At 46.6% G+C, this 13,969-nt stretch carries 12 protein-coding genes; 2 read left to right on the top strand and 10 right to left on the bottom strand.

Going from position 1 to position 13,969, the window contains the following annotated elements; genetic code table 11:
* The first annotated feature begins 13 nt into the window (after positions 1 to 13).
* Complete coding sequence (locus ACLTOQ_RS04645; protein ID WP_337673466.1) at positions 14 to 307, top strand: hypothetical protein; 294 nt, start codon at positions 14 to 16, stop codon at positions 305 to 307.
* On the opposite strand, the gene ACLTOQ_RS04640 is transcribed toward ACLTOQ_RS04645, so the two are convergent.
* From ACLTOQ_RS04640 to ACLTOQ_RS04625, 4 genes are all read right to left on the bottom strand, one after another.
* A complete protein-coding gene (locus ACLTOQ_RS04640) occupies positions 257 to 595 on the bottom strand; it encodes an EamA family transporter (RefSeq protein WP_337673467.1) in 339 nt (112 codons plus the stop codon). The genes ACLTOQ_RS04645 and ACLTOQ_RS04640 overlap by 51 nt on opposite strands.
* Positions 588 to 959 (bottom strand): EamA family transporter, encoded by a 372-nt coding sequence (locus ACLTOQ_RS04635; protein WP_412318909.1) that lies wholly within the window; start codon positions 957 to 959, stop codon positions 588 to 590. The genes ACLTOQ_RS04640 and ACLTOQ_RS04635 overlap by 8 nt, the downstream gene beginning before the upstream one ends.
* 216 nt (positions 960 to 1,175) lie before the next feature.
* A complete protein-coding gene (locus tag ACLTOQ_RS04630) occupies positions 1,176 to 2,495 on the bottom strand; it encodes an alginate O-acetyltransferase AlgX-related protein (protein WP_412318908.1) in 1,320 nt (439 codons plus the stop codon).
* 17 nt (positions 2,496 to 2,512) lie between these two features.
* Positions 2,513 to 3,907 (bottom strand): MBOAT family O-acyltransferase, encoded by a 1,395-nt coding sequence (locus tag ACLTOQ_RS04625; protein WP_412318906.1) that lies wholly within the window; start codon positions 3,905 to 3,907, stop codon positions 2,513 to 2,515.
* A 214-nt stretch (positions 3,908 to 4,121) separates the two neighbouring features.
* Between ACLTOQ_RS04625 and ACLTOQ_RS04620 the strand changes: the two genes are divergently transcribed.
* Positions 4,122 to 5,156 carry an SGNH/GDSL hydrolase family protein gene (locus ACLTOQ_RS04620; protein WP_412318904.1) on the top strand — a complete coding sequence of 345 codons (1,035 nt, stop codon included), beginning with the start codon at positions 4,122 to 4,124 and terminating at the stop codon, positions 5,154 to 5,156.
* Between the two features lie 155 nt (positions 5,157 to 5,311).
* On the opposite strand, the gene ACLTOQ_RS04615 is transcribed toward ACLTOQ_RS04620, so the two are convergent.
* The 6 genes from ACLTOQ_RS04615 to ACLTOQ_RS04590 all read right to left on the bottom strand — a co-directional run bounded on the left by ACLTOQ_RS04615 (position 5,312) and on the right by ACLTOQ_RS04590 (position 13,904).
* A complete protein-coding gene (locus ACLTOQ_RS04615; RefSeq protein ID WP_412318902.1) occupies positions 5,312 to 7,222 on the bottom strand; it encodes a DUF6020 family protein in 1,911 nt (636 codons plus the stop codon).
* Positions 7,219 to 8,007: a hypothetical protein gene (locus tag ACLTOQ_RS04610; RefSeq protein ID WP_412318900.1), complete on the bottom strand. Its 789-nt coding sequence runs from the start codon at positions 8,005 to 8,007 to the stop codon at positions 7,219 to 7,221. Before ACLTOQ_RS04610 ends, ACLTOQ_RS04615 begins: the two co-directional genes overlap by 4 nt.
* A 56-nt stretch (positions 8,008 to 8,063) precedes the next feature.
* Positions 8,064 to 9,143, bottom strand: a complete 1,080-nt coding sequence (locus ACLTOQ_RS04605) for a DUF6077 domain-containing protein (protein ID WP_412318899.1) — start codon at positions 9,141 to 9,143, stop codon at positions 8,064 to 8,066.
* 100 nt (positions 9,144 to 9,243) lie between these two features.
* On the bottom strand, positions 9,244 to 10,371 hold the full coding sequence (locus tag ACLTOQ_RS04600; protein WP_412318898.1) for a hypothetical protein: 1,128 nt from the start codon (positions 10,369 to 10,371) through the stop codon (positions 9,244 to 9,246).
* Positions 10,372 to 10,542: 171 nt separating this feature from the next.
* Positions 10,543 to 12,120 carry an MBOAT family O-acyltransferase gene (locus tag ACLTOQ_RS04595; RefSeq protein ID WP_412318896.1) on the bottom strand — a complete coding sequence of 526 codons (1,578 nt, stop codon included), beginning with the start codon at positions 12,118 to 12,120 and terminating at the stop codon, positions 10,543 to 10,545.
* 2 nt (positions 12,121 to 12,122) lie between these two features.
* A complete protein-coding gene (locus tag ACLTOQ_RS04590; protein WP_412318894.1) occupies positions 12,123 to 13,904 on the bottom strand; it encodes an HAD-IIIC family phosphatase in 1,782 nt (593 codons plus the stop codon).
* Between the last annotated feature and the right edge of the window lie 65 nt (positions 13,905 to 13,969).

The raw sequence follows: 13,969 nt of genomic DNA, 5'->3' as shown, positions 1-13,969 counted from the left end.
AGGAGTTACGCTTATGATGTACATCCATTATTGCCGTCACTGTAAACGAATCCACATGCTGAACGGGCACAAAAAATACTGTCCCGCCTGTCGCGGCCATTTAAATGAACTCAAGATTTCCTATCTGAAATATGTCAATCTCGCCCCGACAGACCGACGTGCCTTCCGCGACCGTCTGGGTGATCCGGCGGAGCTTGCCGCCTGCACTGCAGATGTGCGCCGCTCCTACGATTATGCAAAATGGCTGCAGCTGACCTCAAAGGTAGAACACAGCCATTCCCAGAACTATGCAGCATATTCCCACTAATTTGCGAGCAGTCAGTTTTTCATGAAAAAACACCGCACCGCAGACCGGAACCAATACATAGCCCAGCGAATCAATGACAGGGGCGTTGAAAAAATCCACGCCCCGAAGTCCCATAATACTTAAAAACACGGAGCCGAACATCAAAATATAACCCGTGATCACCCACGGATTCAAATATTCCCGAATCCAGCTGTCATAATGATGCAGGGCGCCTTTTTTTAATAAAACCTGGGAAACCGCCGCCACAAGCACGGATCCAATCAGAAAGAAGTAATGATAATCAATCATGATTTTCCTGCTCCTTTCCTCCGTTGATAATCAGCGTCCCGGCAAGCACCAGTCCGACGCCGATGAGTTTTTTCACCGTAATCTGCTCCCCGAACAGTAATACCGCCCACAAAAGTGACCACAAAAGCGCCATCGCCCGATTCGCATACGCCACAGACAGTTCCACCCGTTTGATGACCTGCTGCCAGCAAAGCGCGTAGATGCCCAGCACTCCGATTTCTGCTCCGTAGAGCAGCAAAATTGTCCATCCTTTTCCGCTCTCCGCGGACTGCGCCGCGATTTTGCTGATGACCGTGGAGCTGGTGTAGATCAGCACGACAAGCTGCAGGATGGCAAAATCCCGTAAATTCAGTTTCTTTTTCATATAAAAATTCCTTTTTGGTCGCCGAAAGTGCACTCACGAACCCGCGCTAACGTGCTTTTTTGCCTGCTTACTCAGGCTGTTCGTTCGTTACCGGCTTTCGCCCATCCGCCCATAAACTTCGTTCATGGGCTACTGTCGCCGCTCGTCAATCATGCAAGCATGTTGACTCGCTGTTGCTCCAGTATATCATCTTTCTCACGGATTAGGAAGCATTTCCTAATATTCCAGTGTCATTTCATGAACCGGTTTTTCCCCGTTTGCGTCCAGGAACATATAAATCTGCAGTCTTCCGTTTTCTCCGTCTGGCACCGCAAATGTTGTCCCTTCCTGCGAAATCGTCTCGCCGATCAAAACCCCCTGCCAGTCATCCGTTCCATCCGGCTGCCGGAACGCCGATATATAAAAGCCATTTAGATCGCACTCCGCTTTCAGGGTAACTGCTTTGCCGTTTTCATCCGTGTTTGACAATACAGACAAATAAGGCAGCCCCAGATCCGGATTTTCCAGACTTCGCTCGACCAGTTCATAAACAAAGACATCTGCATCCACATCAATCAGATCCGTTTCTCCCTGTGCGACATAAACATCCTGAAACGCATGCTGTAACACCTTCGACAGTCTCGCCCCGAAAGAATCTCTCCGAATCGCAAGCTTCAGACTGCTTCCGCTGTTCTGATGAAACTCCATATACGATTCGCCCTGATTTCCATCCTCAACTTCATAGCCGCTCAACTGATATTCCCTATCCCCATTCGGAATGCTGACATTTAACATATTTGCAAGATCGCCACGGGAAATCTCCGATAGCTCTGCAGACACTTCCGAAAGCTCCGGCATTTCCACTTCCAACTCCTCTGCCAGCGCTTTTGCACCGATATAAGCTCCGGGATTTCCCCAGTGCGTATCCAGTTTGCTGTAAATCCACATACCACTATCTGCTTTGGCTTCCATCAGCTCCTCATACGGCCAGACAACCGAAATATCCGTATGCTCTTTCAAATAATTTATCAGCTGAAACGCCTCTGTTTCGTCGGTAACAACTGTTTCTGATTCCGGCAGCTTTTCCCGGTAAATTGTCTCTTTGTTCGGTGCAAGAAAGAAAATAAATTTTTCTCCCCTGCTCTGTACCCAGCGCTGTACAAGCGTCAGCTGTCCTGCAATTTTTTCAAGATCGGCTTCCGATAAAAGTCGCTGCCCGGTCGACTGTTCCACCGGATTTGTCCCTCCCGTAAAAAACAGCCATCCATCTTTTCCAATCAGGACGTTTTCATTGGAGGAGTCCCGAAATGCAAACAAATCCAGTCCGCTGTTTAACGAAATCAACTGATTCCTCCACGGAATATTATCGTTAAAATACGTCTCATACTGCTGCGGAAATTGCGCATATTCTTCCAGGGAAATTTTCGGCATTTCTGTCACTTCCCGGTTTTCATAATTTTGCGTATCTACAGAATTTTTCAGAAAAAACCAGCTGACAAACGGGCTTCCAAATAATAATGCAAAAATAAGAATCCACAAAATCTCTTTCTTTTTCATCCGTGTTCCTTTCCTGTTTAAAACCTGAAATAAATAAACGGATTATAGGTATTTCCAGCCAGCGCCGCCAGACTCAACACGCCAAGGATTGCACACCATACCGCTTCTCCAATGGAATACTTCCAGCGTTTCGTTCCCGGTATCCGCTGCCATATTTTCTGAATAAAACCGCATCCCAAAAGCCCGACAATCAACATCACAAACGCTCTGTGGTCTACAATATTTTGTAAAAGTACATCTGTCTGTAAATACTTCCACGGACAGATCATGCGGACCATCATTCCTCCTGCCTGTACAAACGTGTCCGCCCGGAATAAAACCCATCCAAACAGTGCTGCCAGAAACGTATAGCTCCATCCAATCACCGGGTATTTTCCCAGAATTTTCTTAAATCCCAATCGTTCAATCACCTGAAGCACTCCGTAATAAACGCCCCAGAGCACAAACGTCATTCCCGCGCCGTGCCACAGCCCTGTCACTAAAAAAACGATCATCAGATTCACGTATGTCCGCACCGCACCTTTTCTGCTCCCTCCAAGCGGAAAATACAAATATTCCCGAAACCATGTTCCTAAGGAAATGTGCCAGCGCCGCCAGAATTCCTGCACAGATTTCGATAGATACGGGTAATTAAAGTTTTCCGGAAAATCAAAGCCAAACAGCTTTCCGAGTCCGATCGCCATATCCGAATACCCCGAAAAATCATAATAAATCTGAAGCATATACATTCCTGCTGCCAGCCATGCAAAAGCCCCGGTTACCTCTGACAGCTCCATCGCATAAATGCTGTCCACGCACTGTCCGAGAACGTTTGCAATCAGCACCTTTTTCCCCAGACCATACAGAAAACGCCGAATTCCCTCCATCGCCTTTTGGGTGCTGTGCGTCCTGCTTTCCAGCTGTCGGTCAATATCCACATACCGCACAATCGGTCCTGCAATCAACTGCGGGAAAAAGGAAATATAAAGCGCCAGATTTAGGATATTTTTCTGGACAGGATATCTTCCCCGGTACAGATCAATTACATATGACAGAATCTGAAACGTAAAAAAAGAAATTCCAATCGGAAGCGGAATATTCTTTTCCGGAAACGTCGTTTTGAAACAGCTGTTGACCAACCCAATAAAAAAATCATAGTATTTGAAAAATCCGAGTAACGCAAGATTTCCGACAACATTTACTGCCAGCAAAATCCCGTCAATTTTCCGAAACCGGTCGATCAAAAGCCCTGTTCCCCAGTTAAAAAAAATGGAAAACAGCATCAGCAAAATATAGACCGGTTCCCCCCAGGCATAAAAAAGCAAACTTGATATCAGCAGCAGGATATTTTTACATTTTGACGGAACAATATAATATCCAGCAACAACCACCGGCAAAAAGAGCCATAAAAATAATAATGATGAAAAAACCATCCTACCGTTTCTCCCTTTTCGTTCTTTCGATATTTCATGTATGCTTTAGTATAACATGAGATGCTTTATATGAATATTGTTAAGATTCTTAAATTATTTTGAATCTTTTGACCCCTGTCTGGACAGTTGTGTGGCTGAATGCTAAGATGAATGTATCAAAACGACTTTTTACCGGTCAAAATTGACAGTAAACCATAAGGAGTTCAGATTTTTTATGAAAGAAAATAATTCTACCGCAGAAAACAGCAGACCAAATCAGCATTCAAAACATACCCATTCCCATACAAAAAGCCGTAAAAGGAGGCGCCGTTCTTCCAGCTCCGGGCGTCCGTCCGGACATGTGATTTTCGTCATCGTCTTTTCTATCATCCTCGTTGTAACGATTGTCCGGCTGTTTCTCTGGAACCGCGGCCGTCAGTCTGATTATGACCCAAATGAAACGACTACAGAGTTCGATGTTGAGGTTATGGATTATCTCCAGCCTCTCGATCCGGAAATGCTCGAAGGGCATGAGGATGACGGGGTAACCACCGTTCTTGCCCTCGGCAACGACCTTCTGTCCGATGATCGCTCTGACACCGGTCTGGCTGCCCTGATGGAAAAATCCGCAAATGCCACCATTTTAAACGCCGCGTTCCCCGGAAGCTCCATTTCCATGAAGCATCAGGAATTTGACAACAGCTATCCGCTGGATGGCGTCAGCCTTTACTGGGTTGCGGCTGCTCTGCTCAACCAGAATTTTGACCTGATGGATGTCATCGTCCCGCAGATGAATTCCGAAGCTGCCGCCCAGGCGCTCGAAACTTTAAAGAGCGTTGACCTTTCCAAGGTGGACGATCTCGTGATCCTCTACGACCTCCAGGACTACAGAGACGACCGCACGGTTTACGACGAGGCAAACGATAAAAACCTGACAACTGTTTACGGCGCTTTAACCGCGACAATCAAGCTTTTTCAGGAGCAGTGCCCGCATATCCGCATTTATCTGCTCTCCCAGCCCTACGGCACCTTCACGGATGCAAACGGCAAAACCATCGATATCGACCGCGATGATCTCGGCAACGGCACGATGGTCGATTACCTCAACTGGGAAGTCGAAGCCTGCCGCAAAAACGGCGTATCCTTTATTGACAACTACTACGGTGCGATCACAATGGAGGATACCGACTGCCTGACGGACGGATATCATCTGAACCAAAAGGGTCGTGAAAAAATCGCAGAGCGGTTTGGAAAAGTATTTAAACAGTAAAATAATTTTGAATTGAAGATTGCATTAAAATAAAACCCGGGAGGCTGTGCACTTGAGATGCGTAGCTTCCCGGGTTGGTTGTTTTATGGTTTTATACTTTTAACTTGTCCGGCATCTGATCATGCCGTTGTCCGATATGCCGTCCGGCGCTGTGTTCATCCACGCTCTGTCTTCTGATAAAACGCGATCATCAGCGGCATCGTATAAATGATCGGGAACGCGTATCTTGGCTGCCCCTGAATCTGAGGTGCCAGTAATACAAACAGGAAAGAAATCAGCGCAGGAAGCATCACAACGAATGCTTTTTTATTTTTCTCCAGCCTGACAAAATGCAATAATACAAACATCAAAATTACATAAAAAGCCACATTGCTGAACATTCCGATCACCGGCGCTGTCGTCAGCAGGCTGTATAGTTTCACTGCAATATTCGACACGCCTTCCATTTTTTCAGGGATTTGGAAATTCAGCCAGCTGTAATACTCTTTATCATATTCCAAGTCAGAACCAACCAGGCAATTCTTATTGTAAACCACGTTATCCGCATAAGGCGCAAATACATAATAATTCTGATTCCACGTTGCTTCCACATAGCATAGCGGATGCCTAAAAAACTCTTTCATCCACACATTGAAATATGCCACAAGATCCCCCGTCGAACCGGAACGATAGGTTGTTTTTACCGGATCAGCGGTCATCGGCTCATAGATTTCCGCCAGAGAATCATAATCCAAAACCTTTGCAATAACCTCGCGCTCTTCACCCGGTATCTCATCCCCGTATTCTTTTACATAGCGCGCTGTCTGCTGAAACGGCAGCGAAAACATTTCCTTCGGAGAATCCTTTTCCACATGATAAACCTGTGTAATAATTCCTTCCACTGCAAATACCAGAAGAAACGGCAGGATGACAATAGCCACTTTTCTCCCTATAACTCTCCGTGTCCGCTTTTTCTTCCAAAACATTTGTACACAGATGACAACTGTCACAACCAGATACAGATAAATTCCGTTTTTCCGACATAAAATCATCAGTGCTGCTGCCACAATCCAAAGTACATTTTGGACAGCCTGATTCCAAAATTGCTCTTCCTCCAGCATCCATTCTGCCATCAGACAAGCCAGCAACACTAAAAAAGCAGTATAGAGATAATCTTTGATCGGAAATGCAGCATATCCTGTAAAATACGGTGCAATACAATAAACCGCAAAAGTCAGCGTTCTAAGCCAGACAGCTGTATTCCAGCGCTTCATCAGTTCCAGTGTCCATGCAAGAACAGCAGACATAATCAGGGACTGCATCAGTACAAACAAAAACAAACCGACATTCGGACTTCCGAGTTTTACGGCAAGTCGAATAAAACTACCAAATAGCCAGGTATGGAAAATCGGCTGAGCTGTCGTATATGTTTCAAATCCATAATAATATCGCAGCTGTGCCCAGTTATCATAGCTCATAGCACCAGGATATCTTAAAATCAGATGAATAAACCACACAAACACCAGGATGCCCCAGGTCATCCAAAACGAATATTTCTGATACGCTGTTCCCCATTTTCCAGTTTTCTCTGTAGCGGTTCCTACATTCTCATTTTTTTGCCGCAATATGTAATGCACCCCTTCGATCGCATACAGATAAAAGAAATACATCCCCAGAAGTAATACAACACTGCGCAGCCTGTTGATCTGAAATGAATACAAAAGCGAAAGATTTCCACCGTACCAGTATGCCATACCTCCTGTATACATCATTGCCAGAAAAGCTGCCAAACCAATATGTTTTTTCGGCGGAAGCGTTTGTTCTTTCCGTGAAATCCATATATATCCGACAAACAATGCTGCTGTTAATACTGTCAGGAAAAATCCCTTTGTACTAATTCCAGATTCAATCTGAGCAAACAGTGCATAAAACTTTGCCAAAAGAACATTGTTGATTCCATCGATTTCATCATCTGCTACTCCAAGTTCTGTATTTAACGCAAGCGCTGTCAAAAATGCCTGCAGAAATAGCCATTCTTTGCTAAAACGACAGATTTTTCGTTTGCACCTGCCGTCCGTCGATTTCATTTTTTATTTTCCTCCTGCTCTTTCTTCTTCACAATCTCCACCGCTTCATTCCGATACAGCTCATATGCTTCAATATCCGCGATTTTCGTCAGTCCGTTTTTTTGCGGATCGCCGGTATACGGAACACTCTTGTTCAAAATCAGATACTGGCAATTGTACTCCGTCAAAAGCGGCGAAAGCGCATCCAGATCAATCGTATCCTCCCGCATGATCTCATAAATCGGATGTGTGTCCCAGTTCCACTCCCAGGACGCCTCCAGCATTTCCCGCCCGTAGGGCATCTGCACCTCCGATGTATACTGTCGTACATAATAGATCAGCTCCTGCGGAAATACCGCCCAGACCCGCTCTTCCTCCTCCGCCGGCATGATTTCGTTGCAGATCGCAATCACGGAATTTGGAATATGATACCGGTTCTGCGCCTTGGACAAATACGGGCTATCGTACACCGATTTTCCGGTCAGTACCAGAACCAGCGTCAGAAGGACAAAGCCGATCCGGTAATGCTTTCCAAACAACCGGATCCCCCCATAAGCGATCACCACCGCCATGGGAAGCAGCCACAAAATCCGGTAATAGGTTTCTCCCTCCCCCAACAGATTCATTACCGTCTTTGTAAACGGCAGAAAAAACAAAACCGTGATCACCAGAGAGCCTTCTACCAGCACGACGCGAATCCGCTTTTTTTGTTCTGTAACCAGCAAATACAAAAGCGCAGCCAGAAAAAGTACCGGATACCAGCCACTGCCGCAGTAATTCTGAAAAATTGTCACAATCTCTTTCAACGCAATCTCTCCTATCGATGCAGTTTGCAGGTGTTTTGCAAACTGCCGTCTTTCCCTTACAAAACCAGCAGCAACGCCAGATAGATCACATTCGGGATGCAGCATAACGCCGTTTTCCACAAAATCGACCAGCAGCGATACCGAATTGCCGCCACAAGAGCCGTAATGCCCAACAGCATCGCTGTCAGAAACGCACCCATACTCGTCATCATCGCCGCCGCGATATGATTGACTGTAAGAAGCAGCCAGTAGGTCAGCTGCGATCCCGTTTCTTCCTGCCTCTCCTTATTTTTTTCCCGGGCACAAAGTTCCAGCATCAGCCACAGCTCCACCAGTAAGATCAGATTCGCCAGCACCGATTTTCCCTGCCAGGTCCGCGTCAGGAAAAAGGTTTCATTCGTATAGATCGAAATATTCCCCCAGATCTGCATAATAGAAACCAGCGTCAGAAAAATCGGAAGCTTGACAGAGCCATCGGAAAACAGCTTTCTGCCGATCTGAACAAACACATAATAGGTCAGCGGAATAAAAATCAGCGGCAGCAGCGTATGGGCCACAATGGTCGCATGAATGCCCGTCATCCGCGCCACATAGGCAATCCACAGCGGCAGCGTCGCCAGGGCATGACGAATATCTAAGTCCGTGGAAAGTCCGGTGTAGGGACGAATCCGGTTCAATACGCCTGTCTGATCCGCCAATACAGATTGCACTACATAATACGCATCATCCCCGTCAAAGGAAGCATAGGCAAAGGCCATATACATCTGATAGCCCACCGACGCCAAAAACAGCAGCCAGAAAAGCAGACGCTCCGGATTTTGAACTGCAACGTGCTGCTTTTGCCTGTCCTGCTTCCACAAACCGCGTTCCCGCAGAAGCGTCCAGATAAATCCCGTCGCAGCCAACACTGCAAAAACCGCAGTTGTCAGATATACCAGCAGGTTCATCCCATAAACTTCTTTTACCATCACCGGCACAGCGATCAGCTGAAACACCGCCAGCTCACTCAAAAAACCTGCCAGATACAGGTTCAAAATCTTTTCTCTTTTCTGCCCAATTCCTTTTGTCCAAAGTCCGCCGATCCCGACCGGGGCAATTCCAAACACAAACAGACATCCCAATGCTTTCTGCAGCATATTTTCCTCTCATTTCTGCGCACGTTTTTTTGCGCATGCCGAGTTTGTGTCAAGCGCGCAGACACAAATCTCGCGATTGAAAAATTTTATTTTTCAATCTTTATTCCTCCCCATACCGCGGCGTCCTATCGTACCAGTCGTCCCAGATCGCAGGGTAATTATAACTCATCGCCAGTGTCCTGATCTCATCAAACGCCTGCCCATAATTTTCCGGATGCAGTTCATTTTCACCGGTTGCAAAGCACTCCGTGATATACCGGCAGACATTTTTATGATAATGCATATAGTCCGCATAATTGTTCAGATTACAGATAATATCTTCTTTTCCCAGAAAATTGAACACATGAACATTTTCATAGTTCAACAATCGTTCCGTCATATATTCCAGTCTGCCGATGACCGCATCCGTTTCCTTTTCCCGCGTCACATCATTCCAGAATAAAATGCTGTAAGGCGGATAGAAAATATAAAACTCCGTTTTCGGATGAGCTTCAATATAAGGCAGAATATTCTGCTGCAGATTCGTTTCTACCGCATCGTTGAAATAATCCGCCGCAAGCGCTTCCTCTTCCGGCCGTTCCTCTGCCGGCTCATAATACATCAACACGTTTGCCTTATTATAATATTCATCCGTCCACCAGGGCTTATACAGCTCCGACCAGTCCGAAGCATCTTTTCTGTCTGCCAGCGGTCGCAGAATATAGTCCAGCAAAACATCCTTGTTCAGCAGATACGGAATGTCATTGAACACATTGTCATCATAAAGATAATCGGTAAGCGGAAACTTCGTTTCCTCCGGATCCGCCGAGAACGTGGCCTGATCCACCGCCATATATACAGCTTTTACCTGATCGCCCTTTGCATCAAATACCAGCTGCATGATATTGGATAAATCTTTCGGATAAGAACCGTTATAAGAAAGTTTCTGCGTCTTTATCCCAAGCAGCTCCTCAAACCAGTCCGTGTTAAAGCTCGCAGTCATGGAGGACCCGATTAAAATCCCATCATAATCCATATGCTTTGCAAGTCCCGGATTCTGATTTACCTGATTATCTACCAGATACGGAAACCCGGAAAGGGGCTTATGATACAGAAAAAAAGGATCCACCCAGACCACCAGCGCCATACATCCTGCAAGTCCCGCCAGAAAAATGCCCAGAAAACCGGCAAGCCAGCGCTTCGGCTGCATTTTTTTCTGCTTTTTTTCTTTTCCTTCGTTTTCTTCCATTCTAATCTCCATTCCGCAGGCGTCTTGCGCCGAAGGAATCGCGAGCAGAACTTCCAGTTCTGCTCTGCGATCATAGCTACTTTGTGACGCCTGCGGCACAAATAGCAGTGCGAAAAATAAGCGATCACGCTTATTTTTTCACACTACTCCTCAATTTAAGCCAAACATCCTCTAAAACCGATAATACAAAAAGCTGCTTACACCGCTTAATGACACCACACACCAGATCATCAGAAATGCTGTCACAAACATATTTTTCCCGTTCGGTTCAAAGCTCTTTTCCCGCTCACCTGCGTTGCGTGCAAAAAAGACGAGCCAAAGCGCCACTGCCAAAAAACCAAAGCATAAGTACAGCTCGTTTCCCGGCAGACGATCCAGATGTAAAATCTTGATCACATACCAAAACTCTTCCAAATTGAACGCCTCTGTGATCTGAACCGCCGGAGCTGCAAAGCCACCGCCGATTAACCGTCCGACAAACTCACCTGCCTGTGACAGATTTGCAGAACGGAACAGCATCCATGTAAAGTTCAAAAACAGGAAGGTCAGAGCGACGCAAAGCACATGTTGGACTGCAGAAAATACACCGGATTTTTTCGTTCCATTTTGAACATGCACATCCGCCGCACACTGCTGCCGTGACTGCTTTAGCTGCCATGACCGGGTAATCAGATACAGCGCACCATGCAGCGCTCCCCACAGGACAAAGTTCCAGCCTGCGCCGTGCCAGATTCCACTGACCAGAAATACAATAAATAAGTTCAAATACATCCGCGCTGTACCTTTCCGGTTGCCGCCCAGCGGAATGTATACATATTTTCTCAGGAAACGGTTCAACGTAATATGCCAGCGTTTCCAAAATTCAATGATGTTGGACGCCTTGTAGGGAGAATCAAAGTTCACCGGCAGCTCCATGCCAAGCATATGAGCAATGCCCCGCCCCATATCGCAATAGCCGCTGAAATCAAAGTACAGCTGCAGCGTATAAAACAGCATTACCAGCCAGGCATCCGTGCCGGACAGCCCTGCCACATTTCCATAGCCTGCATCCACCGCCTTGCCGAAGGTATCCGCAAGCAGCACCTTTTTTGACAGCCCCAGCGCAAACAGATACAGTCCGCCGGAAAACTTTACCCAATCCAGGCGCTGCCGACCGATTTGCCGATACTGCGGCAGCATTTCCTGCGCATTGACAATCGGTCCGGACGACACATATGGGAAAAAGGAAACGAACAGGACATATTCCCTCAGGCTGCACGCCCCAACCTCTCCTTTATAAGCATCTGCCAGAAATCCAATCTGCTGAAAGGTAAAAAAGCTGATGCCAAGGGGTAATGCAAGCTGCAGAATCGGATCCTCCAGCCCTTTCATCTGACTCCAGCCAGCCGATATTGCATTAAAATATTTAAAAAAGCAAAGTAATGCAAGATTTCCTGCAATTCCAATTCCTAACAAGAGTCTTTTCCGGGAGCTGTCACATTCCATCCCATACTCTGCGCGCTCCATAGCACTCCCGGAAACACGCTCTGTAACACGCCCAATGCCACGCTCTATGGCGCGAAAAAAAGCATAATTCCATGCAATACTGCCCAGCAGCAGCAACAGATAATACGGACTCGCTGCTCCGTAAAACCACAGGGAAAAGGCAATCAGCCAGAGCTGCAAAAGCTTCTGGCGCTTTAGCCCCCAGAAGCCCAGCAGACACAGCGGAAAGAACAGCAGGATAAAAATATATGACTGAAATAACATACTCAGCTCTCCACTTCGATCACATGGTTTCGCTTTTCATAGCCTGCTGTGTTCAGCTTCCAGACACTGTTTCCAGCCTCATCCTCCGAACACTTCTCAAAGCCCAGCTCTCCGTAAAATTTCCGTACCATGTTGTTTTTCGCCGTCGGATAATAGTATCCGTAAATTTCTTCGATTCCTGCTTCCTGACACCGTTCCACAAGCTCATCCAGCATTGCAAGCTCCATGTCCCGTTTCAGGACGCGGCAGCTCATCAGCCACAGGCGGATATGCGCTACTTTCTCTTCCTTTTGGGCGATCACAACAGAAACAACGCCGTTATCCCCGAACTTATCCTCCAGTTTTCCATATAAGGTAATATAAGAATCATCCGCCGCCATTTGTTCAATCTGTGCCTGTGTCATACGCTGTGTTGTTAAATTGAACTGATTGCTCTTATTGGTCAGCTGTGCGATTCTTGCCATGTAAACCGGTTCAAAGCTTCGGATCGTGGCTTTCATATCCAGGGATTTCAAATACTCTGCATAGTCCGCAAAGGATGCCTGCGCCTTTTCGCGCTTCAAATTCGCCTGATACATCTCATTTCGCTTGCGGTCATCCTCCGAAAGCGACGTCACTTCAAAATAACCACCGCGATCCAGCACCCGGATATAATCCTCCGGTTTGCCGATCTCGGGCGCAGTCACGCCGGGTGCCTGCTGCCGCACAATCTCCCGCTCTGCCGGATTATCATCTGCAAACACAAGGCTGTCCGGCAAAATGTTCAACTGATGTGCAATTTCCAGAATATTCCGGCTCTTCGGCTCCCAGTTTGCCGCAATGATCAGGAAATCCTCCGGCTTCAGCACCCCTGCCGGATGATTCAAGCCTGCAAGTGCATTTTCCTCTTCATTCTTGGATGCGACGTTCAACATCACGCCATAGTCTTTCAGTGACTTCACATAGGACTGAAATTCCGCATAAACCTGTCCCAGATTCGTTTCCTGTCCAATTTCCAGATTTTCCGGACCGTCATCCCCGACAATGCCTCCCCAAAGCGTATTGTCCAGATCCAGCACCAGCGATTTTTTATTTTTGCCGTAAAGCGACTTCATAATATTCGCAACGTTGTGTGCCATCCATGGAATCGCCTTCAGGCACAAACTATACTTGTACATGTGCCAGAAAAACGGCGCAGACCATTCATCCAGACCATATGCCGCAGACTGATAGCAGATATCATTGATCAGGAAATTTTGATGCTCTGCCGCATAATCTGCAAACATCTGGTTCATCCGGTTCACATACCAGGTTCTGCCATGAAAATCCGCACCATCCTGATTTCCCATCAAACGGTAATAGGGAAGTTCAAAGTTGTCCTGAATGATCGGACAATGCCAGGTATCCGCCAGCTTCTCCCACATCACCTGAAAATGTTCAAATTCCGATCTGAGCTTGTCTTCCACCTGTTCCCGGGAATCCTTTACCTCCGGCAGACTGCGCAGGTTCCGAAAGCTCGTATGAATATAAACCAGATCCGGTCCAAACGCGTTCAATTCTTCATTGCCGAACATCGCATCTTCCCAGTACATTCCGTACTCCGATTCATAAAAGGTCGGTTCAATTCCCTGATTCAGCAAAAACAGCTCCAGAATCCGGATAATATCATGGGTCGTAGAGCCTCCCAGCACCGCGATCTTCTTCGGAATCCGCTGGGTGTTCTCCTCCAGCAGACGACGCTTCAAGCTCTTTGATTTTTTTAAAATATATTCACTGTCAAATGGATATTCCAGTTCGTGCAGCATAAGTGTGTTCCTTTCTGTGGTTCTGATACTCTTTATCATACTACAAATCCCTGCTTTTTAACAAG

Source organism: Gallintestinimicrobium sp. (genome assembly GCF_046968865.1).
In the GTDB taxonomy this organism is placed as follows: domain Bacteria; phylum Bacillota; class Clostridia; order Lachnospirales; family Lachnospiraceae; genus Gallintestinimicrobium; species Gallintestinimicrobium propionicum.
Note: the sequence above shows the minus strand (reverse complement) of the source record. Positions and strands in the feature narration are given on the sequence as shown.

Excerpts from the sequence above, each read along its gene's own strand:
- ACLTOQ_RS04645 (WP_337673466.1), top strand. The coding sequence starts at position 14 with ATGATGTACATCCATTATTGCCGTCACTGTAAACGAATCCACATGCTG.
- ACLTOQ_RS04640 (WP_337673467.1), bottom strand. The coding sequence starts at position 595 with ATGATTGATTATCATTACTTCTTTCTGATTGGATCCGTGCTTGTGGCG.
- ACLTOQ_RS04635 (WP_412318909.1), bottom strand. The coding sequence starts at position 959 with ATGAAAAAGAAACTGAATTTACGGGATTTTGCCATCCTGCAGCTTGTC.
- ACLTOQ_RS04630 (WP_412318908.1), bottom strand. The coding sequence starts at position 2,495 with ATGAAAAAGAAAGAGATTTTGTGGATTCTTATTTTTGCATTATTATTT.
- ACLTOQ_RS04625 (WP_412318906.1), bottom strand. The coding sequence starts at position 3,907 with ATGGTTTTTTCATCATTATTATTTTTATGGCTCTTTTTGCCGGTGGTT.
- ACLTOQ_RS04620 (WP_412318904.1), top strand. The coding sequence starts at position 4,122 with ATGAAAGAAAATAATTCTACCGCAGAAAACAGCAGACCAAATCAGCAT.
- ACLTOQ_RS04615 (WP_412318902.1), bottom strand. The coding sequence starts at position 7,222 with ATGAAATCGACGGACGGCAGGTGCAAACGAAAAATCTGTCGTTTTAGC.
- ACLTOQ_RS04605 (WP_412318899.1), bottom strand. The coding sequence starts at position 9,143 with ATGCTGCAGAAAGCATTGGGATGTCTGTTTGTGTTTGGAATTGCCCCG.
- ACLTOQ_RS04600 (WP_412318898.1), bottom strand. The coding sequence starts at position 10,371 with ATGGAAGAAAACGAAGGAAAAGAAAAAAAGCAGAAAAAAATGCAGCCG.
- ACLTOQ_RS04595 (WP_412318896.1), bottom strand. The coding sequence starts at position 12,120 with ATGTTATTTCAGTCATATATTTTTATCCTGCTGTTCTTTCCGCTGTGT.
- ACLTOQ_RS04590 (WP_412318894.1), bottom strand. The coding sequence starts at position 13,904 with ATGCTGCACGAACTGGAATATCCATTTGACAGTGAATATATTTTAAAA.